The sequence below is a fragment of the Streptomyces sp. NPDC014727 genome (assembly GCF_043083485.1).
Taxonomy (GTDB): domain Bacteria; phylum Actinomycetota; class Actinomycetes; order Streptomycetales; family Streptomycetaceae; genus Streptomyces.
In genome coordinates this window covers 26,339-50,728 of sequence record NZ_JBIBYR010000040.1, presented here as the reverse complement: position 1 = coordinate 50,728, position 24,390 = coordinate 26,339, and the positions used below count along the sequence as shown (strand labels likewise).

At 71.5% G+C, this 24,390-nt stretch carries 20 protein-coding genes and 1 pseudogene; 13 read left to right on the top strand and 8 right to left on the bottom strand.

The genetic code is table 11. The features are described 5' to 3' along the window. From ACF1B9_RS35135 to ACF1B9_RS35120, 4 genes and pseudogenes are all read left to right on the top strand, one after another. Positions 1–186, top strand: a pseudogene (locus tag ACF1B9_RS35135) (4-hydroxy-3-methylbut-2-en-1-yl diphosphate synthase); the annotation flags it as partial. Positions 187–353: 167 nt separating this feature from the next. Continuing rightward, positions 354–1,199 (top strand): GNAT family N-acetyltransferase, encoded by an 846-nt coding sequence (locus tag ACF1B9_RS35130; protein WP_391746644.1) that lies wholly within the window; start codon positions 354–356, stop codon positions 1,197–1,199. A gap of 64 nt (positions 1,200–1,263) precedes the next feature. Continuing rightward, a complete protein-coding gene (locus tag ACF1B9_RS35125) occupies positions 1,264–1,851 on the top strand; it encodes a GNAT family N-acetyltransferase (RefSeq protein WP_391746643.1) in 588 nt (195 codons plus the stop codon). Between the two features lie 121 nt (positions 1,852–1,972). Continuing rightward, positions 1,973–3,673: a proline--tRNA ligase gene (locus ACF1B9_RS35120; protein WP_391746642.1), complete on the top strand. Its 1,701-nt coding sequence runs from the start codon at positions 1,973–1,975 to the stop codon at positions 3,671–3,673. 60 nt (positions 3,674–3,733) lie between these two features. Here ACF1B9_RS35120 and ACF1B9_RS35115 read toward each other — a convergent pair whose 3' ends face one another. From ACF1B9_RS35115 to ACF1B9_RS35105, 3 genes are read right to left on the bottom strand one after another with little or no spacing between them, the layout of a single operon-like run. Further along, positions 3,734–4,636 (bottom strand): aminoglycoside phosphotransferase family protein, encoded by a 903-nt coding sequence (locus ACF1B9_RS35115; protein WP_391746641.1) that lies wholly within the window; start codon positions 4,634–4,636, stop codon positions 3,734–3,736. Between the two features lie 28 nt (positions 4,637–4,664). Beyond that, on the bottom strand, positions 4,665–5,183 hold the full coding sequence (locus ACF1B9_RS35110) for a ferritin-like domain-containing protein (protein ID WP_391746640.1): 519 nt from the start codon (positions 5,181–5,183) through the stop codon (positions 4,665–4,667). Beyond that, positions 5,180–5,707, bottom strand: a complete 528-nt coding sequence (locus ACF1B9_RS35105; RefSeq protein ID WP_391746639.1) for a hypothetical protein — start codon at positions 5,705–5,707, stop codon at positions 5,180–5,182. The genes ACF1B9_RS35110 and ACF1B9_RS35105 overlap by 4 nt, the downstream gene beginning before the upstream one ends. A 176-nt stretch (positions 5,708–5,883) precedes the next feature. On the opposite strand from ACF1B9_RS35105, the gene rimP reads away from it, so the two are divergent. The 9 genes from rimP to ACF1B9_RS35060 all read left to right on the top strand — a co-directional run bounded on the left by rimP (position 5,884) and on the right by ACF1B9_RS35060 (position 18,018). Beyond that, entirely contained in the window at positions 5,884–6,381 is a 498-nt protein-coding gene (gene rimP / locus ACF1B9_RS35100; RefSeq protein WP_391746638.1) for a ribosome maturation factor RimP, read from the top strand. Between the two features lie 2 nt (positions 6,382–6,383). Beyond that, positions 6,384–7,424 carry a transcription termination factor NusA gene (nusA, locus tag ACF1B9_RS35095; RefSeq protein ID WP_351086206.1) on the top strand — a complete coding sequence of 347 codons (1,041 nt, stop codon included), beginning with the start codon at positions 6,384–6,386 and terminating at the stop codon, positions 7,422–7,424. 181 nt (positions 7,425–7,605) lie between these two features. Continuing rightward, complete coding sequence (locus ACF1B9_RS35090; protein ID WP_391746637.1) at positions 7,606–7,884, top strand: YlxR family protein; 279 nt, start codon at positions 7,606–7,608, stop codon at positions 7,882–7,884. Positions 7,885–8,031: 147 nt separating this feature from the next. Continuing rightward, positions 8,032–11,118 (top strand): translation initiation factor IF-2, encoded by a 3,087-nt coding sequence (gene infB, locus ACF1B9_RS35085; RefSeq protein ID WP_391746636.1) that lies wholly within the window; start codon positions 8,032–8,034, stop codon positions 11,116–11,118. A gap of 167 nt (positions 11,119–11,285) precedes the next feature. Further along, entirely contained in the window at positions 11,286–11,582 is a 297-nt protein-coding gene (locus ACF1B9_RS35080; protein ID WP_391746635.1) for a DUF503 domain-containing protein, read from the top strand. A gap of 25 nt (positions 11,583–11,607) precedes the next feature. Then, entirely contained in the window at positions 11,608–12,060 is a 453-nt protein-coding gene (gene rbfA, locus ACF1B9_RS35075; protein ID WP_361456037.1) for a 30S ribosome-binding factor RbfA, read from the top strand. Further along, the gene (gene truB, locus ACF1B9_RS35070) at positions 12,057–13,067 is read left to right on the top strand and encodes a tRNA pseudouridine(55) synthase TruB (RefSeq protein WP_391746634.1); all 1,011 of its coding nucleotides are present in this window, start codon (positions 12,057–12,059) and stop codon (positions 13,065–13,067) included. The genes rbfA and truB overlap by 4 nt, the downstream gene beginning before the upstream one ends. 204 nt (positions 13,068–13,271) lie before the next feature. Continuing rightward, a complete protein-coding gene (locus ACF1B9_RS35065; RefSeq protein ID WP_391746633.1) occupies positions 13,272–17,021 on the top strand; it encodes a serine protease in 3,750 nt (1,249 codons plus the stop codon). A gap of 43 nt (positions 17,022–17,064) precedes the next feature. Beyond that, positions 17,065–18,018: a bifunctional riboflavin kinase/FAD synthetase gene (locus ACF1B9_RS35060; RefSeq protein WP_351086220.1), complete on the top strand. Its 954-nt coding sequence runs from the start codon at positions 17,065–17,067 to the stop codon at positions 18,016–18,018. A 222-nt stretch (positions 18,019–18,240) separates the two neighbouring features. Here ACF1B9_RS35060 and ACF1B9_RS35055 read toward each other — a convergent pair whose 3' ends face one another. From ACF1B9_RS35055 to ACF1B9_RS35035, 5 genes are all read right to left on the bottom strand, one after another. Further along, positions 18,241–19,236, bottom strand: coding sequence for an oligopeptide/dipeptide ABC transporter ATP-binding protein (locus tag ACF1B9_RS35055; protein WP_391746632.1), 996 nt, complete (start codon positions 19,234–19,236; stop codon positions 18,241–18,243). Then, entirely contained in the window at positions 19,233–20,264 is a 1,032-nt protein-coding gene (locus ACF1B9_RS35050; protein WP_391746631.1) for an ABC transporter ATP-binding protein, read from the bottom strand. The genes ACF1B9_RS35055 and ACF1B9_RS35050 overlap by 4 nt, the downstream gene beginning before the upstream one ends. After that, positions 20,261–21,181 (bottom strand): ABC transporter permease, encoded by a 921-nt coding sequence (locus tag ACF1B9_RS35045; protein ID WP_391746630.1) that lies wholly within the window; start codon positions 21,179–21,181, stop codon positions 20,261–20,263. Before ACF1B9_RS35045 ends, ACF1B9_RS35050 begins: the two co-directional genes overlap by 4 nt. An 11-nt stretch (positions 21,182–21,192) precedes the next feature. Next, positions 21,193–22,275 (bottom strand): ABC transporter permease, encoded by a 1,083-nt coding sequence (locus ACF1B9_RS35040; protein WP_391746629.1) that lies wholly within the window; start codon positions 22,273–22,275, stop codon positions 21,193–21,195. Positions 22,276–22,366: 91 nt separating this feature from the next. Then, positions 22,367–24,238 carry an ABC transporter substrate-binding protein gene (locus tag ACF1B9_RS35035; protein WP_391746628.1) on the bottom strand — a complete coding sequence of 624 codons (1,872 nt, stop codon included), beginning with the start codon at positions 24,236–24,238 and terminating at the stop codon, positions 22,367–22,369. Positions 24,239–24,390: the final 152 nt, after the last annotated feature.

Here is a 24,390-nt window from a genome sequence, read left to right as displayed (position 1 = left end):
CGCGAGGCGGATCTGGGTGTCGCTTCGGGCAATGGCAAGGGGCAGATCTTCGTGAAGGGCGAGGTCATCAAGACCGTGCCGGAGTCGAAGATCGTCGAGACGCTGATCGAGGAAGCCCTGAAGATCGCCGAACAGATGGAGAAGGACGGCGTCGCCTCGGGCGAGCCCGAGGTCTCCATCAGCTGAACCACGAAGTGCCCCACCGCGCCCCGCCGGACGTACACCGCCCGGCGGGGCGCGGTCGTGAGCGACCTCACGGTGCCCCGCAAACGCTCTTCCCGGGCACGGGCGGCGCCACCCAGCCTCTTTGGGTACAGTGCGGAAATCAGCAGACCGCATGGTGAGGCCCCCTCGTGTTGACGCAGACCACCACCCGGGTCCTCGAACCCAGCGACCTCGGCGCCGCTCTCGCCGTCCTGGAGAGCGAACCGGTCGCCAACGCGTTCGTGACGTCCCGGGTCCGGATCGCAGGTCTCGATCCATGGCGCCTCGGTGGCGAGATGTGGGGCTGGTACGCCGGCGGCCGGCTGCGCTCACTGTGCTACTCCGGCGCCAACCTCGTACCGATCTGTGCCACCCCCGAGGCGGTCAGGGCCTTCGCCGACCGTGCCCGCCGGGCCGGCCGCCGCTGCTCCTCGATCGTCGGCCCCGCGGAGCCCACCGCTCAGCTGTGGCGGCTCCTCGAACCCGGCTGGGGCCCCGCCCGCGAGGTCCGGGCCCATCAGCCGCTCATGGTCACCGAGAGCCCGTCCGCCGACGTCACCCCCGACCCTCTGGTCCGCCGGATGCGCAAGGACGAGATGGACGTCCTGATGCCTGCGTGCGTGGCGATGTTCACCGAGGAGGTAGGCATCTCCCCGCTCGCGGGCGACGGCGGACTCCTCTACCAGGCACGCGTCGCCGAACTCATCGGCGCCGGCCGCTCCTTCGCCCGGATCGAGGACGGCCGGGTCGTCTTCAAGGCGGAGATCGGCGCGGCCACCCCCCAGGCCTGCCAGATCCAGGGCGTCTGGGTCGCCCCCGAACACCGCGGCCGGGGACTCTCCGAAACCGGCATGGCGGCCGTCCTGCGCTACGCACTGGCCGACGTCGCACCCGTCGTCAGCCTCTACGTGAACGACTACAACACCCCCGCGCGCAAGGCGTACGCCAGGGTCGGCTTCCGTGAGACCGGCGCGTTCATGAGCGTGCTGTTCTGACCGGTCGACGACCGGCTCCACCACCCCGTACCGCCCGCCCCGTCCGGGCCAGTAGGGTCGGCCCATGGCAGCACTTCCCGGGGGCGGTCCCCGCACTCCCAGCGTCCGGATCGGACCGATCGATCTCGCCGCACGCGTGGACGAGGCGCTCGCCGTGCAGGCCGTCGCCTTCGGCCTGGCCCCGGAGGAGATCGAGGTACGGCGCCACATCGTTCTCAGACACCTCGAACACCCCCACGCCCGCGCGCTGGGCGCCGCCACTCCCGGCGGCCGGCTCGTCGGCTTCGTCTACGGCATGCCGAACGAACGCCACCAGTGGTGGTCCACCGTCGTCGAGCCCTACCTGCGCGCCACCGGCTCCGCACACTGGCTCGACGACTCGTTCGTCATCACCGAACTGCACGTCCTCCCGGAATTCCAGAACCGGGGCATCGGCCGCTCGCTGATCACCACCCTCACGGACGCCGCCGACCAGCCGCGGTCCATCCTCTCCGCGATCGACACGGACAGCCCGGCACGTGGTCTGTATCGCAGTCTCGGATACCAGGACCTGGCCCGGCAGGTGCTCTTTCCCAGCGCTCCCAAGCCGTACGCGGTGATGGGAGCTCCGCTTCCGCTGCTTCGCAGGGGCCGGGTTCGCGGGGACCGGTGAACGAAAGACCCCAGCGCTTCTCGTACGGCGAAAGAACCCGAGGCCGGCACCAATCGATTTCCGCCCACCGGGGCCGCCCGGCTAACCTCCTGCTCATCACCCTTCCGAGCAGGAGTTCATCATGGCCCAGGTCCAGCGCATGTCCCGATTGATGATCAAGACACTGCGCGACGACCCGGCGGACGCCGAGACGCTCAACCACAAGCTGCTCGTCCGGGCCGGATACGTACGTCGCACGGCTGCCGGAATCTGGACCTGGCTGCCGCTGGGCAAGAAGGTCCTGGAGAACATCACCCGCGTCGTGCGCGAGGAGATGGACGCCATCGGCGGCCAGGAAGTACTGCTGCCCGCGCTGCTCCCGAAGGAGTCGTACGACGCCAGCGGCCGCTACGTCGAGTACGGCGATCTGCTCTTCAAGCTCAAGGACCGCAAGGGCGCGGAGTACCTCCTCGGCCCGACCCACGAAGAGATCTTCACGCAGGTCGTCAAGGACCAGATCACGTCCTACAAGGACCTGCCCGTGATCCTGTACCAGATCCAGACCAAGTACCGGGACGAGGCCCGCCCGCGCGCCGGTGTGCTGCGCGGCCGCGAGTTCCAGATGAAGGACTCGTACTCCTTCGACACCACGGACGAGGGGCTCGTCGAGGCGTACCAGCTGCACCGCGCCGCCTACATCCGGATCTTCGAGCGGCTCGGCCTCGACCACCGCATCGTCTCCGCCGTCTCCGGCGCGATGGGCGGCTCGGCCTCCGAGGAGTTCCTGGCCCCCGCCCCGGCCGGTGAGGACACCTTCGTCGACTGTCCCGCCTGCGACTACGCGGCCAACACCGAGGCAGTCACCTTCAAGGCCACTGCCGTGGACGGCTCGGCGCACGGCTCCGTCGAGGAGCTGGACACCCCCGACACTCCGACCATCGAGACGCTCGCCGCGCACCTGGGTGTCCCGGCCTCCGCGACCCTGAAGAACCTGCTGGTCAAGGTGGACGGCGAGATCGTCGCCGTGGGCGTGCCCGGCGACCGCGAGGTCGACCTCGGCAAGCTGGGCGAGCACCTCGCGCCCGCCGTCGTCGAGCTGGTCACCGCGGAGGACTTCGAGGGCCGCCCCGACCTGGTCCGCGGTTACGTCGGCCCGCAGGGCCTGGAGAAGGTCCGCTACATCGCCGACCCCCGCATCGCCGCGGGTACCGCCTGGATCACCGGTGCGAACAAGCCCGGTACCCACGCGAAGAACGTCGTCGCCGGGCGTGACTTCGAGGTCGACGAGTACCTCGACGTCGTCGTCGTCCAGGAGGGCGACCCGTGCCCCAAGTGCGGCACCGGCCTCAAGCTGGACCGCGCCATCGAGATCGGCCACATCTTCCAGCTGGGCCGCAAGTTCGCGGACGCCTTCCAGCTCGATGTGCTGGGTCAGAACGGCAAGCCGGTCCGGGTCACCATGGGCTCGTACGGCATCGGCGTCTCCCGCGCCGTCGCCGCGCTCGCCGAGCAGACCGCCGACGAGCAGGGGCTGTGCTGGCCCCGTGAGATCGCCCCGGCCGATGTCCATGTCGTCGCGGCGGGCAAGGCCCTCCAGACGGAGCTGGCCCTCGATGTCGCCGACAAGCTCGCCGCCGCCGGTGCGCGGGTCATGGTCGACGACCGCGCGGGTGTCTCGCCCGGTGTGAAGTTCACCGACGCCGAGCTGATCGGCATCCCGAAGATCCTGGTCGCGGGCCGCCGCTCGGCCGAAGGCGTCCTGGAGCTCAAGGACCGCCGTACGGGCGAGCGCGAGGAGCTCACGGTCGACGAGGCGATCGCCCGTCTCACCGTCCAGGGCTGACACCGGACGAAGCCGCAGGCCCCCGCGCAGCGCGCGGGGGCCTGCGGCTTGCCGTGCCCGCTACAGCCAGCTCGCGAACTCCAGCGTCAGCTCGCCCTCCTGGCGACGGCCGACCGCCAGCGCCCGGGTTCCCGACTCCACCGCACGGAACAGCGTCCAGCCGTGCAGCCGTTCCCGGTCCACGTCCAGCGAGTCGGCGAGCTTCTTGATCCGGCGCCGGGCCGTCACCGCGCCGCCGGGGGAAGCGATCAGGTCCTCGACACGGTCGCGCACCAGGCGCGCCAGATCGTAGGCGCGCTCACCGACCAGCGGCTCAGGCCCGACCGTCAGCCAGGGCGCCCGCTCGCCCGCGAGCACCTTGCTCTGGCGGAAGTTGCCGTGCAGCAGCAGGAGTTCGGGGGAGTCGGCGACCAGCTCCGCACGCGCCGCGAGCGCCGCGGAGACCAGTGGCTCCAGAGCCGGGTCCGCCGCGGCGAAGGCCCGCATCGGCTCCGTACGGCGCGCGGTCCGCTCGGTGACCGTCTCGAACCCATGGCCGGCCGGGGGCTCGACCCACAGCCGGCGCACCGTCCCCGCCGCCTCCAGCAGCGCCTTCGCCTCCGGCAGTGAACGCAGTGACACCTCGGGGTGCAGCCGTTCGAGCAGCAGCGCGCCGGGGCCGGTGGCGACGAGCCGCACCGCGCCCCAGCCGTTCCAGTGCGCGAGCGCCGCCTGCTCCAGCTCGGGCGCGGCCGTGGACGGGGCGATCTTCAGCGCTGCCGGGGTGCCGTCGGAGCATGTCACCAACAGGACCAGACTGCTGCGGCCGCCGGGGGCGGCCACCCGGTCCACGGTCAACTCCTGCCCGGTCGACGCCAGCGCTTGTTCGGTCAGTGCGGGAAGGCGCGCGAGCCAGTCGGCGGCGGAATCCCCGTACGACTCGCCGAGCGCTCGCACCAGACGCTGCGGCGGTTCGAAACCCATACGTGCTTTGTTCCCTTTCAGAGCTTCTTCAGTGCGTCGCGCCGGTCCCGTTCCTCACACCGGCCCCGTCCTTCGTGCCGGCCCCGGCCTTCGCGTCGGACCCCGCCGTCGTGCCGGACCCGTCGGCGGTCCGCTCGGCGAGCCCGGGAAAGGGTACGCCGCTGCCCCGCCAGCGGACCGCGCGCACCGCGGCCTCCCGCAGCGCGTCCGCCGCCTCCCGCCGGAGCGGCCCTTCGGCGGCCCGTACGAGATCGGAGTAGACGTCCGCCACCCGGTCCTCCAGCAGGGCGGCCAGCCGCACCGCCGCGGCCGGGTCCGGCACCGCGAACGGCAGAGCGTACGCGGCCTGCGCGGCCACCGGTTCACCGCCCAGGTCACCCACGGTCCGCTGCAGCGCGTCGCGCCGGGCGCGGTGCGCGTGGTAGCCCGCCGCGGCCTCGGCCTGGCGGCCGTCGGCGATCCGGCCGCCGACGACTCCGTACCCGTACACCGCCGCGTGTTCGGCGGCCAGGGCGGCCTGCGCCGCCTTCTGTGTCCCGGCGGTCATGACGAGGTCTCCTTGGCCAGTTCGGTCAGCAGATAGGCGTGCGCCGCGCTCGCCGCCGCGATCGACGCCAGCAGCCGGGCCAGCTCCGGCGGGGCCTTCAGGAGCGTCGCCGTGTGGGCGTCCGAGGCGCGGCGCTCCGCCTCGGCCAGTTCCTTGACGGCGGCCCTGGCGCCGGTCGCGCGGGTCGGCGCGAACGCCGGCGTCCCGCCGCCATCGGGCGCCAGCGCCTTGACGTGGGCCCGCACGGCGTTTCGCAGCGGCGAGAGCCCGGCGGCGGTCGCCGGGTGGGCCTTGACCACCAGTTCGTACCGGGCGAGCAGATCCCTGCTGGTACGGGCGGCAGCCGCCCGGAGCGTCCGCTCCGCCCGCGCGGCCGAGGCCTGCTCGGCCGGGGTCGCCCCGTCGGGCCGGGCCGAGCCCTCCCGCTGCCCGGACCCGTCATCGCAGCCGGCCAGCACCGCCCCCAAGGCGATCGCTCCCGTCGCGGTGAACGCGCCTCTGCGCGTCGTCCCCGTGCGCCGCACTTGTTCTCCTTCGGGCTTGCACCTGTCTTGACTGGATCTGTCCTGAAGTGATCACCGCAGGCGAGCGTACCCGCGGTCGCGGAGCATGCGGACGGCAACACCCCTCGGGACCGGATACCCTTTGACCTGACACGCGAGATCCCCACAACAGCACACGCGGCCGAGGAGTCACCCGGATGAGCACCACCCAGAGCGAGAGGCTGCGCGGACTGCTCGAACCGCTCGTCAGCGCCGAGCAGCTGGATCTCGAAGAGATCGAGGTGTCCCGGGCCGGCCGCCGCCGGGTGCTGCGGATCGTCGTGGACTCCGATGAGGGCGTGGAGCTGGACGCCTGTGCCCAGCTGAGCCGCGCGATCTCCGAGAAGCTCGACGAGACCGACGCGATGGGCGACGACGAGTACGTCCTCGAAGTCAGCTCGCCCGGTGCCGACCGTCCGCTGACGGAGCGCCGCCACTACGTACGTGCCACGGGCCGCCTGGCCAAGCTGCAGCTGCGCGAGGGCGGTGAGCTGGTGGCCCGCATCCTCGCCGTGGACGAGGAGGGGCTCGACCTCGAAGTCCCAGGCGTCAAGGGCCGCAAGCCCACGTCCCGCCGGGTCGCCTTCGACGAGATCGCCAAGGCGCGCGTGGAGATCGAATTCAGCCGCAAGGACAAGAAGGAAGAGGAGGCGTAGCCGTGGACATCGATGTGAAGCTCTTGAAGGGCTTGGCACAGGACAAGGAGATCCCCTTCGACGTGCTCGTCGAGGCGATCGAGTCGGCCCTCCTCATCGCCTACCACCGTACGGACGGAAGCCACCGCCGCGCGCGCGTGAAGCTCGACGAGCGCGGCCATGTGACGGTGTGGGCGAAGGAGGACCCGGCCGACCTCGAACCCGGCCAGGAGCCCAAGGAGTTCGACGACACCCCGTCCGGCTTCGGCCGGATCGCCGCGACCACCGCCAAGCAGGTCATCCTGCAGCGGCTGCGCGACGCCGAGGACGACCGGACGTTCGGGGAGTACGCGGGCCACGAGGGCGATGTCGTCACCGGTGTCGTCCAGCAGGGCAAGGACCCGAAGAACGTCCTGGTCGACATCGGCAAGCTGGAAGCCATCCTGCCGGTGCAGGAGCAGGTGCCGGGCGAGGAGTACACCCACGGTCTGCGCCTGCGCACCTATGTCGTACGCGTGGCCAAGGGGGTGCGCGGTCCGTCCGTGACGCTGTCGCGGACCCACCCCAACCTGGTCAAGAAGCTCTTCGCGCTGGAGGTCCCGGAGATCGCGGACGGTTCCGTCGAGATCTGCGCGATCGCCCGCGAGGCGGGTCACCGCACCAAGATCGCGGTCCGTTCGACCCGCTCCGGGCTGAACGCCAAGGGCGCCTGCATCGGCCCGATGGGCGGCCGGGTGCGCAACGTCATGGCGGAGCTGCACGGCGAGAAGATCGACATCGTGGACTGGTCGGACGACCCGGCCGAGATGGTCGCCAACGCCCTGTCGCCCGCGCGGGTGAGCCAGGTCGAGGTCGTGGACCTCGGTGCACGGTCCGCCCGGGTCACCGTTCCGGACTACCAGCTGTCGCTGGCGATCGGCAAGGAGGGGCAGAACGCCCGCCTCGCCGCCCGCCTCACCGGCTGGCGCATCGACATCCGTCCGGACACCGAGACCGACGCCGAGCGCGATGTCGCCGACCGTGAGCGGGCCGAGCGGGCCCGTGAGCGTTCCGAGCGCGGCTGACCCGGCGACGCGGACAGCCGGCCCGCACCGGACCACCGGACACCGTCGGGAACGGGCGTCCGGGGGCGAGGGTGCGGGCCCCGGGGAATACATCTGAGCGGCACGCCGCTGAGAACACGACAACATCCGTTCGATTTTTGCCCCAAAGGGGTGAGGTCGGTGCGGGGAGGTAGACTTAGCCGTGTCTGGCCGGACGCACGACCGCGCTTGCCCTGAGCGAACCTGTGTGGGATGCCGGGAGCGGGCGGCCAAGAGCGAGCTGCTGCGCATCGTCGCGGACGAGGACGCCTGCGTCCCCGATCCTCGCGGTACGCTGCCCGGCCGGGGTGCCTATGTACACCCCGTCCCCGTCTGTCTGGACCTGGCGGTTCGCCGCCGGGCATTCCCCCGGGCCTTCAAGGCCAAGGGGCCGTTCGACCCCGCCGCAGTGCAGCGGTTCGTCGAGCGGGCGACACCGTAAGAAGTGAACGGCACGGGACCCCGTGCGGTCAGGTACCTCGCGAGTTGGAAGTAGGTCGAGATTGCGATGAGCACTCGATGAGTACGCGATGAGTACGCCCATGAAGTAGCGACGGTCCGGCGGTAACCCGGACCTAAAAGGAGCGAAGTGGCTAAGGTCCGGGTATACGAACTCGCCAAGGAGTTCGGCGTCGAGAGCAAGGTCGTCATGGCCAAGCTCCAAGAGCTCGGTGAATTCGTCCGTTCGGCGTCCTCGACGATCGAGGCGCCGGTTGTACGCAAGTTGACTGACGCACTGCAGGGGCCCGGCGGCAACGCCGGCAAGTCCGCTGCCAAGCCTGGGGCGCCCCGCAAGGCGACGCCCGCGAAGCCCGCAGCGCCCTCCCCGGCCGCTGCGGCACGTCCCGCTGCCCCGAAGCCCGGCGCCCCGGCCCCCAAGCCGGCCCCCGCCGCACCGGTGAGCAGCACCCCCGCGGCGCCTTCCGCGCCGTCCGCCGGACCGCGGCCGGGCCCGAAGCCCGCGCCCAAGCCCGCCCCGGTGACTCCGGTCCCCGCTGCCGAGTTCTCGGCTCCGGCTCCGGCCCAGCCCGCTGCCCCGCAGCAGCAGGGCCCGCGTCCCACCGGCGCCACCCCCGGGCCCCGTCCTGCCGGCGGCCACGCCCGTCCGGCTCCGTCCGGCGGTCAGCGTGACGGCGGTCGCGGTGGCGAGCGTGGCGACCGTCCCGCGCGTCCCGCGGGTCAGGGCGCCCCGCGCCCCGGCGCCCGTCCGGCCGGTCCCCGTCCGGGCAACAACCCCTTCACCTCCGGTGGCTCGACGGGCATGGCCCGTCCGCAGGCGCCCCGTCCCGGTGGCGCCCCGCGTCCCGGTGGCGGTCAGGACCGTCCGGGCGCCCCGCGTCCGCAGGGCGGCCCCGGTGGCGCCCCGCGTCCCCAGGGTCAGGGCGGCGCCCGTCCCACTCCGGGCGGCATGCCCCGTCCGCAGGCTCCCCGTCCGGGCGGTGCCCCCGGTGGTAACCGTCCGAACCCGGGCATGATGCCGCAGCGTCCCGCTGCCGGCCCGCGCCCCGGTGGTGGCCCCGGCGGCGGCCGTGGTCCCGGTGGCGGCGGTCGTCCCGGTGGCGCCGGTCGTCCCGGTGGCGGCGGCTTCGCAGGCCGTCCGGCCGGTCCCGGTGGCGGTGGCGGCGGTTTCGCCGGTCGTCCCGGTGGCGGCGGTGGCGGTGGCGGTGCCGGTCGTCCCGGTGGTGGCGGCGGCTTCGGCGGTCGTCCCGGCTTCGGTGGACGTCCCGGCGGCCCCGGTGGCCGCGGTGGCACACAGGGTGCGTTCGGCCGTCCCGGCGGTCCCGCGCGTCGCGGTCGCAAGTCGAAGCGGCAGAGGCGCCAGGAGTACGAGGCCATGCAGGCCCCGTCGGTGGGCGGCGTCATGCTGCCTCGCGGCAACGGACAGTCCGTCCGTCTGTCGCGCGGTGCCTCCCTCACCGACTTCGCGGAGAAGATCAACGCCAACCCGGCGTCGCTCGTCGCCGTGATGATGAACCTCGGCGAGATGGTCACGGCGACGCAGTCCGTCTCCGACGACACCCTCAGGCTGCTCGCGGACGAGATGAACTACGTCCTTGAGATCGTCAGCCCGGAGGAGGAGGACCGCGAGCTGCTCGAGTCCTTCGACATCGAGTTCGGTGAGGACGAGGGCGGCGAAGAGGCCCTGGTCTCCCGTCCGCCGGTCGTGACCGTCATGGGTCACGTCGACCACGGTAAGACCCGACTGCTGGACGCGATCCGCAAGACGAACGTCGTCGCGGGCGAGGCCGGCGGCATCACGCAGCACATCGGTGCCTACCAGGTCTCCTCCGAGGTCAACGGCGAGGACCGCCGGATCACCTTCATCGACACCCCGGGTCACGAGGCGTTCACCGCCATGCGTGCCCGTGGTGCGAAGTCCACCGACATCGCGATCCTCGTGGTGGCGGCGAACGACGGTGTGATGCCCCAGACGATCGAGGCGCTGAACCACGCCAAGGCGGCCGAGGTGCCGATCGTGGTCGCGGTCAACAAGATCGACGTCGAGGGCGCGGACCCGACCAAGGTGCGCGGTCAGCTCACCGAGTTCGGTCTGGTGGCCGAGGAGTACGGCGGCGACACGATGTTCGTCGACATCTCCGCCAAGCAGGGCCTCAACATCGAGGCACTGCTGGAGGCCGTCGTCCTCACCGCCGACGCCTCGCTCGACCTGCGGGCCAACCCGGAGCAGGACGCGCAGGGTATTGCGATCGAGTCCCACCTCGACCGCGGCCGCGGTGCCGTTTCGACCGTCCTGGTCCAGCGCGGCACGCTGCGCATCGGCGACACGATGGTGGTCGGCGACGCGTACGGCCGTGTCCGGGCGATGCTCGACGACAACGGCAACAACGTCGAGGAAGCGGGTCCGTCGACCCCCGTCCTCGTGCTCGGTCTCACCAACGTCCCGGGTGCCGGCGACAACTTCCTGGTGGTCGACGAGGACCGTACGGCCCGTCAGATCGCCGAGAAGCGTGCCGCCCGTGAGCGCAACGCCAACTTCGCCCGCAAGGGTGTCCGGTTCTCCCTGGAGAACCTGGACGAGGCGCTCAAGGCCGGTCTGGTCCAGGAGCTCAACCTCATCATCAAGGGCGACGCGTCCGGTTCGGTGGAGGCTCTCGAGTCCTCGCTGCTCCAGCTCGACGTCGGCGACGAGGTCGACATCCGGGTCCTGCACCGCGGTGTGGGTGCGGTCACCGAGTCGGACATCGACCTGGCGACCGGCTCCGACGCCATCGTCATCGGCTTCAACGTCCGGGCTGCCGGGCGTGCCCAGCAGATGGCGGAGCGCGAGGGTGTCGACGTCCGCTACTACTCGGTGATCTACCAGGCCATCGAGGAGATCGAGGCGGCCCTCAAGGGCATGCTCAAGCCGGAGTACGAAGAGGTCGAGCTCGGCACGGCGGAGATCCGCGAGATCTTCCGCTCGTCCAAGCTGGGCAACATCGCCGGTGTGCTGGTCCGGTCCGGCGAGGTCAAGCGCAACACCAAGGCGCGCCTGCTGCGCGATGGCAAGGTCATCGCGGAGAACCTCAACATCTCCGGTCTGCGCCGCTTCAAGGACGACGTCACCGAGATCCGCGAAGGCTTCGAGGGCGGTATCAACCTCGGAAACTTCAACGACATCAAGATCGACGACGTCATCGCGACGTACGAGATGCGCGAGAAGCCGCGAGGCTGATCCGCGGGGATTTCCGGGGGGAGACCCCGGACCTCTCTTCAAGAGTCGGGGCCGGTCGGCGGGTCATATTTCCGTCGATCGGCCCCGGCCGTTCCGTGTACGGTTCTTGTGTTCCTGCCAAGCGATGGCAGGGCACGAACCCGAACCGGCGGGACATCCGGACATACATGTATGTGGGGACACTGTCCTTCGATCTGCTTCTCGGCGACGTACGGTCGTTGAAGGAGAAGCGCTCCGTCGTCCGCCCGATCGTCGCCGAGCTCCAGCGCAAATTCGCGGTGAGCGCGGCGGAGGTGGGCAGTCAGGATCTCCATCGCAGGGCCGAGATCGGCCTTGCCGTGGTCTCCGGGGACACCGGACACCTCACAGACGTTCTGGACCGGTGCGAGCGGCTGGTGGCCGCCCGGCCGGAAGTGGAGCTGCTTTCCGTACGACGGCGGCTGCACAGCGACGAAGACGATTGAGCAAGGCTGAGAAGGAGACGGACCAGTGGCCGACAACGCGCGGGCGAAAAAGCTGGCGGACCTCATCCAGGAGGTGGTCGCCGAGAAACTGCAGCGCGGTATCAAGGACCCCCGTCTGGGTACGCACGTGACGATCACGGACACCCGGGTCACCGGTGACCTGCGGGAGGCCACGGTCTTCTACACGGTCTACGGCGACGACGAGGAGCGGGCGAGCGCGGCGGCCGGCCTGGAGAGCGCCAAGGGCATCCTGCGTTCGGCGGTCGGTGCAGCGGCGGGGACGAAGTTCACCCCCACGCTGGCCTTCGTGGCCGACGCTCTCCCGGAGAATGCCAAGGCGATCGAGGACCTCCTCGACCGGGCACGGGCCTCGGACGCGCGGGTGCGTGAGGCGTCCTCGGGCGCCACGTACGCCGGTGGCGCGGACCCGTATCGCAAGGCGGATGACGAGAACGACGAGGACACCGCCTCCGAATGACATCGCAGAACAGGACACCCGGTCAGGGGCGCGCGAGCGCGGCGGCCTCTGACAAGGGTGGTGGTGGGCCCCGGGATCAGGGGAGGGGGAGCACTGCGACCTCGGACAAGGGTGGTGGTGGGCCCCGGGAGGACGGCCTCGTCATCGTCGACAAGCCGTCCGGCTTCACCTCGCACGACGTCGTCGCCAAGATGCGCGGCATCGCCAGGACCCGCCGTGTCGGCCACGCCGGCACGCTGGACCCGATGGCGACGGGCGTTCTGGTGCTCGGTGTCGAGAAGGCCACCAAGCTGCTGGGCCATCTCGCACTGACCGAGAAGGAGTACCTGGGTACGATCCGGCTCGGCCAGGACACCGTCACCGACGACGCGGAGGGCGAGATCACCTCGTCCACCGACGCCTCCGGTGTGACCCGTGACGGCATCGACGCCGGGGTCGCGGCCCTGACCGGACCGATCATGCAGGTGCCGTCCAAGGTCAGTGCCATCAAGATCGACGGCAAGCGGTCCTACGCCAGGGTGCGCGGCGGCGAGGAGTTCGAGATCCCGGCCAGGCCGGTGACGATCTCGTCCTTCAACGTCTACGACGTCCGCCAGGAGGTCGCCGAGGACGGCACGCCGGTCGTCGACCTGGTCGTCTCCGTCGTCTGCTCCTCCGGCACGTACATCCGCGCGATCGCCCGCGACCTCGGCGCCGGGCTCGGCGTCGGCGGGCATCTGACGGCGCTGCGGCGCACCCGCGTCGGGCCGTACGGTCTCGACGTGGCGCGGACGCTCGACCAGCATCAGCAGGAGCTGACCGTGATGCCGGTGGCCGAGGCCGCCGCCTCGGCGTTCCCCCGCTGGGACGTGGACGAGAAGCGCGCCAAGCTGCTGCTGAACGGGGTGCGGCTGGACATGCCCGCCTTCCCGCCGGGACCGGTCGGGGTCTTCGGGCCCGACGGGCGCTTCCTGGTTCTCGTCGAGGAGCAGAAGGGCAAGGCCAAGAGCCTCGCCGTCTTCGCCTGACGGGCGGCCCGGGGCCGGAGAGCCTCATCGTGGAGCGGGCGGAGCCCCCTCGCCCGCTCCACGATCCCCCCAACGGTTCCTGTCCACCGGGCGCCATGAATTCACCCCGATGAGCAGGCGCTCGGAGTGAATCGGGGGTGCATTCAGGGGCGCATTTACTCCGAGTGGTACACGTGCCGGTGATCGCCGACCTAACGTCGGACCATGGGAAGCGGGGACCGGACAGCGCTGGTACGTATCTGCGATCAGACCGGCCGGCCGCGGGGGACCGGGTTCGTCGCGGACGACCGGGGCACGGTGGTGACCAGTCATGAAGCGGCCGAGGGGCTCACGCGGCTCGTCCTGTACGGGACGGACGGCCGCAGCTGCCCCGTCGGGGCCGCCGATGTCACCGCGCTGCCCGAACAGGGCCTGGCCCTGCTGCGTACCGGGGGGCCCTTCGCGCTCGGCGTGGAGCCGACACCGATCGCGTCACGGGACCGTATCGACGCCGGTACGTACGTGACGATCGCCGCCCACGGCTGGCGCGAGGCGCGAGTGCTCGGCACCGCCCCGGTGACGTACACCGCGAACGGGCGCGCCCATCGGATCGGTGCCGCGCTGGAACTGGCGCTGGGCACGGACGGTTCGGACGCGCTGCGGCTCGGCGGCGCCGCCGTGGGCGGGCCCGTCCTCGACCCGGACAGCGGCGCGGTCCTCGCCGTGCTGGGCACCGCGCTGCGTGCCGGACATCCCGCCGCCGGTTTCGCCGTGCCGCTCGGGAGCGCGGACGCCGACGGTCCGCTGGGCGCGTTGCTGTGGCGCAACGCAAGGAGCGTTCCCGGATACGGACGCGACCTGAATCTCGCGGGCGCCCTGCACCTCACCGCGACCTCGCTCGGCTCGGCGGGTGGTCCGGCCGCCTGCCCCGACCCGGTCGAACGCCCGGATGTGATCGCGGAGTTGACGGCCTTCTCGATGCCCGGCAGTCCCTCGTCCGCGCTGCCCGGTCCCGCCGTGGTTTTCGGCCTCGTCGGAGCGCCGGGCACCGGCCGTACCACCGAACTGGCCGCGTTCGCCGCCCGCCGTGCCCGCGGCTCCGTGCCGGCGCCCACGCTCTGGCTCCGCGGTGCCGATCTGCTGGCCGACGACTCCTCGGTCGCCGACGCGATCGCCCGAGCGCTCCGGCGGTCCTGCCGGATCGTCACCGCAGCCGGGGCGAGGGGGGACATGACGACCGTCACCGCCGAGGGGGTGGCCCGGCTGGCCGCGGAGTCCGGGAGCCCGCTGCTCGTCCTGCTGGACGGCCCCGAGGAGATGCCGCCCGTACTGGCCCAGGGGGCGGCCCGGTGGACCGCGGGCACCGTCGACTGGCTGCGGGCGAACGGGGCGCGGCTCGTGATGGCCTGCGCGCCCGGGCACTGGGAGACCGCCGGTGCGCTCTGCCCGGCCGGTGCGCTGCACCGTCCCGCCAGGCCGGCCGGACGGCTGCCGCCCGCGGTCCGGATCGGCGAGCTCACCGCGGGCCAGGCCGAACAGGCCCGGGAGCGGTACGCCATTCCGTCCGGTGCGCTCGCCCCCGGCCACGACCGGCACCCGCTCACCCTGCGCCTGCTCGCGGAGGTCCGCGAGGCGCTGCCCGGGGACGTCCCCGGGCGGCCCGACGCGGAGGACGTCTTCGGTGCCCACCTGGATCTGATGTGCCTGCGGATCGCGGTCCGCGTCGCGGCGCTGTCGGGCCCGGCGCCCGGGGCCCGCGCGGTCCGGCGGCTCGCCGCGCGGGTGGCCGGGCAGGTCCACGAGGCGGCGCGGCGCTGTCTGGGCCCGGGACAGGGGGAGCTGGACCGGGTGGCGTTCGAGGAGGTGTTCCCCTGGCGCACCGGCTGGGCGTCGGCGGTCCTCGCCGAGGGCCTGCTCGTGCCGGCGGGAGCGGGCTACCGCTTCGCGCACGAGGAGCTGGGGGACTGGGTGCAGGGCGCCCACCTGGACCTGGACGCGGCGCTGTACGCGCTGGTCCACCGGTGGCGGGCGAAAGAGGACGCGGCACGGGCGGTGGAGGCCCGTGTTCCGCAGCCGCGGAGCCCGCGTACCGGGCGCGGCCCGGGGCCCGTGCAGGACGTCGTGGCGGTGCTTCGGGGGCCGAACGGGCCGCGAGCGGAGCTCAGCCGCGTCCCCGCGCCGGGAGCCGCCGGGGAAGCCGCACCGGCGACCGTACCGCGCACCCTGCCCGTACCGCGCCATCGCACCGGCCCGGTCATCCAGGCCCTGCTGCTCCTGGGCCGCAGGCAGGGGCCCGCAGCGCTGGCACACCGACTGACCGGCCTCATCGAGGCCCTCGACCGGTCGGCACCGGAGCCGGGATCACCCGCCGAGGCCCGCAACGACGCCCGCTGGTGGGCGGTCCACCTGCTCTTGGAGACCCTGCTGCGGGTGCCCGACGCCCGGACCCAGCTCGGGGTGCTGCGGCTGCTGGCCGACCGCGTCGTCGGATGCGCCGCCGCAGGAGGGCCGACGGGCACGGGGACCTACGCGGAGTTCGGTCCCTGGTTCTGGCGGCGCCTGAGACTTCCGGAGGCGGACCGGATCGATCTGTTCCGGCGTCTCCTCCCCGCCGACGGCCCGCACCGGGGAGCCTCCCGCGGTGACGGGGACCACGGCTGTGACCCGCATCCCGACGGCGACGGCGGCGAACGCTTCCTGGACGCCGTCGCGCGGCGGCTCGCCGCCCGGCCCCGGGCCGTGCAGCCGCTGCTCTGCGACTGGTTCACCGACGAGCGCCCGCTGCCCGCCGAGGAGGGGGGTGCGATGCGCCCGACCGTGGCCGCGGCCGCTCAGGCGCTGCTCCACGCCTGTCGGGACCTGGCCGTCGACGACCTGACCGAGGCGCTCGTCTCGACCGCCCACCCCCGCGCAGAGGAGCTGCTCGCCGCGCTGGCCGAGGACGAGCCCGCCGCGCTGTGCCGCGCCGTCGCCCGCTGGGCGCGCGACGAGGGCAGGCCCGGCCGCCGGGCCGCCGCCGCCTCGTACGCCCTGCTCGCCGCCGTGCATGCGACGCGTGACGCCGACCGCGAGCTGCTGTGCGGGGCCGCCCTCGCCCTGCTGGCCCGCCCGGCCGACGCCCCCTTGCACGGGGCCGCGCTCACCCTCCTCGTACAGGATCCACGGAGCCGGGACCGCCACCTCCCGCAGGCGCTGCGGGCCTTTGTCGCGGGTGAGCCGCAGCTGTCCGCCGAGGCGCTGGCCGTCGCGCTGTCCTCCCATCCGAAGCCGGTTCTCGCCGCGTTCCGGGAGCGGCTGACCCGGCCCGGCGACGGGGCGGGCGAGGCGCTGTGCGCGCTCGCCGGGGTCGACGCGCCCGAGCTGGCGCTGCACGCCGCCGGGCTCGTGCGGGCGTACATCGACAGCCACCCGGACGACGCCGTGCACGCCGCCTCGTACATCGACCGGCGGCTGGAGCACGGACCCGCCGCCCGCGCCCTGCTGCTGCCCCTGGTGACCGGACTGCTGCGGGACCGGCCGGTGCCGCCGCCCGTGCGCGGTGCGCTCGCCGGGGTGCTCGCCGCGCCGGGCAGCCCCGCCTCCGGACAGCTCAGGGGCGAGCTGCTGGAGGTCCTGCTGGACTTCGAGCAGGAGGCCCACCGCGAGCCGGCCGTGCTCGACGCGCTGCTGCGGGCCGCCGCGACCGGCTCCGGCGCCCGCGCACCGGCGCGTACCCGTGCGCTGGTCCACCGCACCGGGATGCTCCTGGTCCGCACGCCCGAGGGCGCGGTCCGCTTCGACGGCCGACTGGTCGAACTGGCTCGTGAGGAGCCCGGATTCGCCGCCCTGGTGACCGGGTGGCTGGCCGACGCCCCGCAGGAGTGGGCGGCGCTCGTCGGCCCCAGCGCACGGCGGACGATGGAGGCCCTGGCGAGCCCGAAGACGATGCCGATGCGGGCCGTGGGGCGTGAGCATGGCAGTCTTAGACCTGCGTAACAGGCAATCTCACGTACACAGGTTCGGGCGAGGAGCGGTCACAGTGCAGCGCTGGCGTGGCTTGGAGGACATCCCCCAGGACTGGGGACGCAGCGTCGTCACCATCGGCTCCTATGACGGGGTGCACCGCGGGCACCAGCTGATCATCGGGCGGGCCGTGGAGCGCGCCCGCGAGCTGGGCGTGCCGTCGGTCGTGGTGACCTTCGACCCGCATCCCAGCGAGGTCGTGCGGCCCGGCAGCCACCCGCCGCTGCTCGCCCCGCACCACCGGCGCGCCGAGCTGATGGCGGAGCTGGGGGTGGACGCGGTGCTGATCCTGCCGTTCACCACGGAGTTCTCGAAGCTGGCACCGGCCGACTTCATCGTGAAGGTGCTCGTCGACAAGCTGCACGCGCAGCTGGTCATCGAGGGTCCCAACTTCCGCTTCGGCCACAAGGCCGCCGGGAACGTGCGGCTGCTCACAGAATTCGGCGAGACCTACGACTACCGCGTCGAGGTCATAGACCTGTATGTGAGCGGTGAGGCGGGCGGCGGCGAGCCGTTCTCCTCCACACTCACCCGGCGACTGGTCGCCGAGGGCGATGTCGCGGGCGCCGCCGAGATCCTGGGCCGGCCGCACCGGGTCGAGGGCATCGTGGTCCGCGGCGCGCAGCGCGGCCGCGACATGGGCTTCCCCACGGCCAACGTGGAGACCCTGCCGCATACCGCCATCCCCGCCGACGGCGTCTACGCGGGCTGGCTCAATGTGGACGGCGAGGCGATGCCCGCCGCGATCTCGGTCGGCACGAACCCGCAGTTCGACGGCACCGAGCGGACGGTGGAGGCGTACGCGATCGACCGCGTCGGCCTCGACCTGTACGGCCTTCACGTCTCGGTGGACTTCCTCGCGTACGTGCGCGGGATGCTGAAGTTCGACTCGATCGACGAGCTGCTCGTGGCGATGGCCGCCGATGTGAAGCGGTGCAGCGAACTGGTCGCCGCGTACGAGCGCGGCTGACCTCTTCGCCGCACGCTACCGGGCCGGGACCGTCCTCGACGGTCCCGGCCCGGTCGCGCGAGATGTCAGCCGTTCAGCGCCTCAGGCGTGCGCCTTGTGGTCTCCACGGCGAACCATGCGATCACGACACCGGCCCCGCCCGCTGATCCGGCCTGATCCGAACGGAAGACCCTCAGGGCCTTTCGTTCGGATCCCGGCGGGCTCGCGTGCCCCGTCACCGTGCTACGCCCGCGCCTGCGCCGCCGCGGTCGCCCAGTGGCACGCCACCTGGGTCTGCCCGCCGCCCGCGAGCACCGGCAGATCCTTCGTACGGCACGCGTCCGCGACGCCCGCCCGCTCCGCCTCGCCCGAGGCCAGTACCTGGCAGCGGACGTGGAACCGGCACCCGGACGGCACCTTGGACGGGTCCGGCGGCTCGCCGGTGAGAATTGCCGGATCGTCCCCGGACTCCGGCAGCACCGACAACAATGCCTGGGTGTACGGGTGCTGCGGAGAGGTGAGGATCTGCTCCACCTCGCCCGTCTCCACGATCCTCCCGAGGTACATCACCGCGACCCGGTCGGCGATGTTCCACGCCAGGCCGAGGTCGTGCGTGACCACCAGTGCGGACAGGCCGAGCTCGTCCCGCAACCGCAGCAGCAGGGCCAGGATCTCGCCCCGCACCGAAGCGTCCAGCGAGGCCACCGGCTCGTCGGCCACGATGAGTTCGGGCTCCAGCACGAGCGCGCCCGCGATCACGACCCGCTGGCGCTGGCCGCCCGACAGCTCGTGCGGATAGCGCAGGAAGAACCGCTCCGGAGGGCGCAGTCCCGCCCGCGACAGCGCCTCGGCGACGGCGGCCCGCTCGTCGCCCCCGTACCCGTGGATCCGCAGGCCCTCCGCGACGGCGTCGTACACCGTGTGCCGCGGATTGAGTGAACCGCTGGGGTCCTGGAGCACCAGCTGGACCCGCTTGCGGTACGCCTTCAGCGCACGGCTCGCATAGTCGAGCGGCTGCCCGCCGAAGGTCACCCGCCCGGACGTCGGCGGGACCAGACCCAGCAGCGAGCGCGCCAGCGTCGTCTTGCCGCAGCCCGACTCGCCGACCAGCGCGACGATCTCGCCGGGCCGGATGTCCAGATCCACGCTGTCCACGGCCCGCGCCGGTGCGGCCCCGCGCCGGCCTGGGAAGGTGACCTTCAGATCCTCCGCGCTGAGCAGGGGAGTGGTGGTGGTCATGATGTGCACCTTGCTTCCTCGGCATCCGGCCGGGCCGGGGACGTGGCCGTCGCCCCCGCCTCCACCAGCACACAGGCGGCCCGCCGCTCCGGCCCCGCCTCGCGCAGCTCCTGGTCCTGCGTCGTGCAGGACTCCAGGGCCACCGGGCAGCGCGGATGGAACGTGCAGCCGCCGGGCAGCGCCGACGGGTCCGGCGGGTCACCGGGCAGCCCGCGTGGCGCGAACCGGGAGGCCGGGTCACCGATGCGCGGAAACGCGCCGGACAGGGCCTTGCCGTACGGGTGGTGCGCGTTCTCGTAGACCTCGGACGCCGGGCCCTCCTCCACGACCCGGCCCGCGTACATCACCGCGAGCCGGTCACAGGTGTCCGAGAGCACCGCGAGGTCATGGCTGATCATGATCAGGCCGAGGTCCTGTTCGGACACCAACTGCTCGATCAGCCGCAGGATCTGGGCCTGGATCATCACATCGAGAGCCGTGGTCGGCTCGTCCGCGATGATCAGTCCGGGATCGCAGGCGAGCGCCATCGCGATCATCACGCGCTGCCGCTGCCCGCCGGAGAGCTCGTGCGGATACGCGCTCGCACGGGCGGCCGGCAGTCCCACCTGTTCCAGGAGCTCGCCGACCTTCTTCGTCGCCCCCGCCTGAGTCGCCTTCCGGTGCAGCAGGATCGGCTCGGCGATCTGGTCCCCGATGCGGTGCACCGCGTTCAGCGAGTGCATCGCGCCCTGGAACACGATCGACGCCCCCGCCCAGCGCACCGCCCTGACCTGGCCCCACTTCATGGTGAGGACGTCCTCGCCGTTCAGCAGGATCTCGCCGGAGACCTTCGTCCCGGTGGGCAGCAGTCGCAGCAGGGCGAGCGCCAGCGTCGACTTCCCGCAGCCCGACTCACCGGCGATGCCGAGCTTCTGCCCCGCGTCGACGGTGAGGTTCACGCCGCGGACCGCCTGCGCCCCACCGGCGTACGTCACCGTGAGGTCCCGTACGTCGAGAAGCGGCGACTTGTGGATGCTCGTCGTGCTCAACGGGCCACCCCCAGCTTGGGATTGAGGACGGACTCGATGGCGCGGCCGCACAGCGTGAATGACAGGGCCACCAGGGCGATGGCGATGCCGGGAGGCGCCAGGTACCACCAGTCGCCCGCGCTCACCGCGCCCGCCTCACGGGCGTCCTGGAGCATGCCGCCCCAGGAGGTGGTGGTCGGGTCGCTCAGGCCGAGGAACGCCAGGGTGGCCTCGGTGAGGATCGCGCTGGAGATCACCAGCGTGGTCTGCGCGAGGACCAGCGGCATCACGTTCGGCAGGACGTGCCGGACCATGATGTGTCCATGGCCGCCGCCCAGGGCGCGGGCCCGCTCGATGTACGGGCGGGACTCCACGGCCAGGGTCTGGGCGCGGACCAGCCGGGCCGTGGTCGGCCAGGTCGTGACGCCGATCGCGATGATGACCGTCCACATCGAGCGGTCCATCACGGTGGCGAGCGCGATCGCGAGGACCAGGGTCGGCATCACCAGGAACCAGTCGGTGATCCGCATCAGGACCGTCGAGTACCAGCCGTGGAAGTGCCCCGCGACGATGCCGACGACCGTGCCGATGGCGACGCACAGGAATGCAGCGAGCAGGCCCACCGTCAATGAGACACGGGTGCCCCAGACCAGCAGGGCCAGCACGCTGCGTCCGAACTGATCGGTGCCGAGCGGGAATTCACCGCTCGGAGACTCCAGCGCCCCGCCGGGCGCGTCGGTGACGCTCTGGGAGTCGGCGCCGACGAGCTGCGGCGCGAACAGAGCGATCAGCGCGATCAGGACGAGGGCGCCCAGACCCCACAATCCGCTCCTGTGCTTGCGGTACTCCCGCCAGAACCGGGCGGCGGACTGCCGCTTGCGGGCGCGGGCCAGCGCCCGCGGATTCCCGGCCGGTTCGGCCTTCGTGGGCGTGGGCATGGATTCGGTCGTCATCGGCCCACCCGGGGATCGAGCAGCGGATAGAGCACATCTGCAAGGGTGTTCGCCAGGATCACAGCGGTGGCGAAGACGAAGAACAGCCCTTGCACGAGGGGAAGATCGGGCACGCTGAGCGCCTGGTAGAAGAGACCGCCGAGGCCGGGCCAGGAGAACACCGTCTCGACCAGGATCTGCCCGGCGACCACATGCCCCAGGTTCACGAACATCAGCGTGAACGTCGGCAGCATCGCGTTCGGCACGGCGTGCTTGCGGCGTACGACGTCGTCCCGCAGCCCCTTCGCGCGGGCCGTCGTCAGATAGTCGCTGCCCATCTCGTCCAGCAGTGAGGAGCGCATCACCAGAAGCGTCTGCGCGTACCCGACCGCGACCAGCGTGATCACCGGGAGGACCAGGTGATGCGCCACATCGAGGATGTACGCGAATCCGCTCTCGCCGCCCGATTGCATTCCGCCGGTCGGGAACATCCCGGGGATCGGTCCGATGCCCACCGAGAAGACGATGATCAGGAGCAGGCCCAGCCAGAACGACGGCACCGAGTAGAGCGTCAGCGCGAAGGCCGTGTTGAAGCGGTCGCTCATGGAGCCGTTGCGCCACGCGGTACGGGTGCCGAGCCAGATGCCGAGCGCGGTGTACAGGACGTACGACGTGCCGGTGAGGAGAAGGGTCGCGGGGAGCGCCTCGGTGATCTTGTCGATGACGGGCGTGTGGAACTGGAACGAAGTGCCGAAGTCGCCCGTGAGGGCGTCGCCGACGTAGCTGGTGAACTGCCGCCACATCGGCTGGTCGAGGCCGAACTGATGACGCAGCGACTGGAGCTGTTCGGCGGAGACGGGACGGCCGCCCGTCATCTGCTTCACCGGGTCGCTGGGAATGAGCCGGAAGAGGAAGAAGCTGGTGACCAGGACCGCGAACAGGGAGACGGCCGCTCCCACGATCTTGGCCGCCACGTACTGGAGGTAGGCCTTGGTGTTACGCGCCCGTGGGCCGCGGGCGGCCGCCGGGCCGGCCTGAGCCGGACCTTCGGTGTCCGCATCCGCGATCTGCACGAGCGCCGGAGTGCTTTCAGCTGTCATGGGGAACTCTCGTTACTCGTGCTGCACTTGGAGGAAACCGGCGGGGCGGCGGCGCGCCGCCCCGGCCGGCCCTCTCCATCCGTCCGCGTGACTACTCCCGGTCGTCCGCAGTGGTGCGGCGGCGCATCGCGATGAACAGTCCGCCACCGGCGAGTACCACGACCACCACGATGATCCCTACGACGACTCCGGTGGAGCCGGACCCGCCGGAGCTGTCCGAACTGCTGCTGCCCGCCGGAACGGCCGACCACCAGCTCCAGTACCCGTCCTGGCCGTAGATGTTGCCCGCCGCCTCGGGCATGGTCTTGATCGACTTGATCTGGTCGGTGCGGTAGGCCTCGACCGCGTTCGGGTACGCGATGATGTTCATGTACCCCGAGTCGTACATCCACGACTGCATCTGCTTGACGATGTCCGCACGCTTGGCCGGGTCGTACTCGGCGAGTTGCTTCTTGTAGAGCTCGTCGTACGTCTTGTCGCAGATGAAGTTGTCGGTGGTGGCGCTCTCCTTGGCCTTCGCCGGCAGGGCGTCACAGGTGTGGATGCCGAGGATGAAGTCCGGGTCCGGGTTGACCGACCAGCCGTCGAAGGCGAGGTCGTACTCACCGGCGTACCACGGCACCGAGACGTCGTCGAGACAGTCGACCTTGAGCCCGATGCCGAGCTTGCCCCACCACTCCTTGAGGTACTTCCCTATTGCCTTGTCGTTCGGGTCCGTGGCGTGGCACAGGATGCGCAGGTCGAGCGGCTTGCCGTCCTTGCCGACGCGCTGGTCGCCCTTGAGCCGGTAGCCCGCCTCGTCGAGGAGCTTGGCCGCCTTGGCCGGGTCGTAGGCGAGGCTCTGGTCGGCGGAGGGCTGCCAGAAGTACGTGGAGAAGCGCGGCGGGATGTAGCCCTGACCCTCGACGGCGTGGCCCTGGAAGACCTTGTCGATGATGGTCTTGCGGTCGATCGACAGGAAGAGGGCCTGGCGCACCTTCTGGTCGAGAAGGGCCTTGTTGCCGTCGCCGAACTTCTTGCCGTCCTTGGTCTGCGCGCCCGGGTTGGTGGCCAGCGCGAAGAAGCGGCGGCCCGGACCCTCGTTGACCTTGACATTCTTCTCGCCCTTGAGGGACGCGGCCTGGGCGGGCGTCAGCGCGGGGGAGCCGGCGACGAAGGAGACCTCGCCCTTGCGCAGTGCGGCGACCGCGGCGTCCTGGTCCTTGTACGTCTTGAAGACCAGCTCGTCGAACTTCGGCGCACCGCGCCAGAAGCTCTTGTTGGGCTTGAGCTTCACGTACTGGTCGACCTTGTAGTCCGTCAGGATGAACGGCCCGTTGCCGACGATCGGGAACTTCGTGTCGTTGTTGAACTTGGAGAAGTCACCGACCTTTTCCCAGACGTGCTTCGGGACTATCGGCACGTCGAGCGCGGCCATGGTGGCCTGTGGCTCCTTGAGCTCGATGACCAGCTGCGTCGGGCTCGGAGCCGTCACCTTCTTGAAGTTCGCGACGAAGTTGCCGTTGGCCTGCGCGGCGCCCTCGTCGGTCATCATCTTGTTGAACGTCCATGCCGCGTCCTCGGCGGTGGCCTGCCGGCCGTCCGACCACTTGGAGTCGGACCGGATGGTGTACGTCCAGGTCAACTTGTCCGCGGACGGCTCCCACTTGGTGGCGAGGGCGGGGACCGCGTGGTTGTCCTTGGGGTCGTAGTTCGTCAGGAAGTCGTACATGAGCCGGCTGATGCTCGTGCTCATCAGCTTCTGAGCGAGGAACGGGCTCAGGGAGTCGACGCTCTGAGCGACGGCGACGGTCAGCGTCGACTTGCCGCTGTCGGCGGCCTGCGCCTGCTGCGGTGCGGCACCCAGGGGCACGCCCGGGACGATGGATCCGGCGGTCAGCGCCAGAGCGGCGGCACCGGAGGCCAGGAGGACACGCAGACGTGAGCGTGGCTGGGCGGAGGGTGGTGGAACTCTTTCGACCATGGTCAGGGACCTCGCGTCATGACTCGCACGGAGAAGGCGGGTTGATCTGTGGTTCGCCAGCTGGTGAAGCGAAGGTTTATCAGCGGTTGTCGAGCCGCGTCAACGGTCATCGAAACGGCTTGTGGTCTGCGGGAATGCGCGGAGGGCCCGCA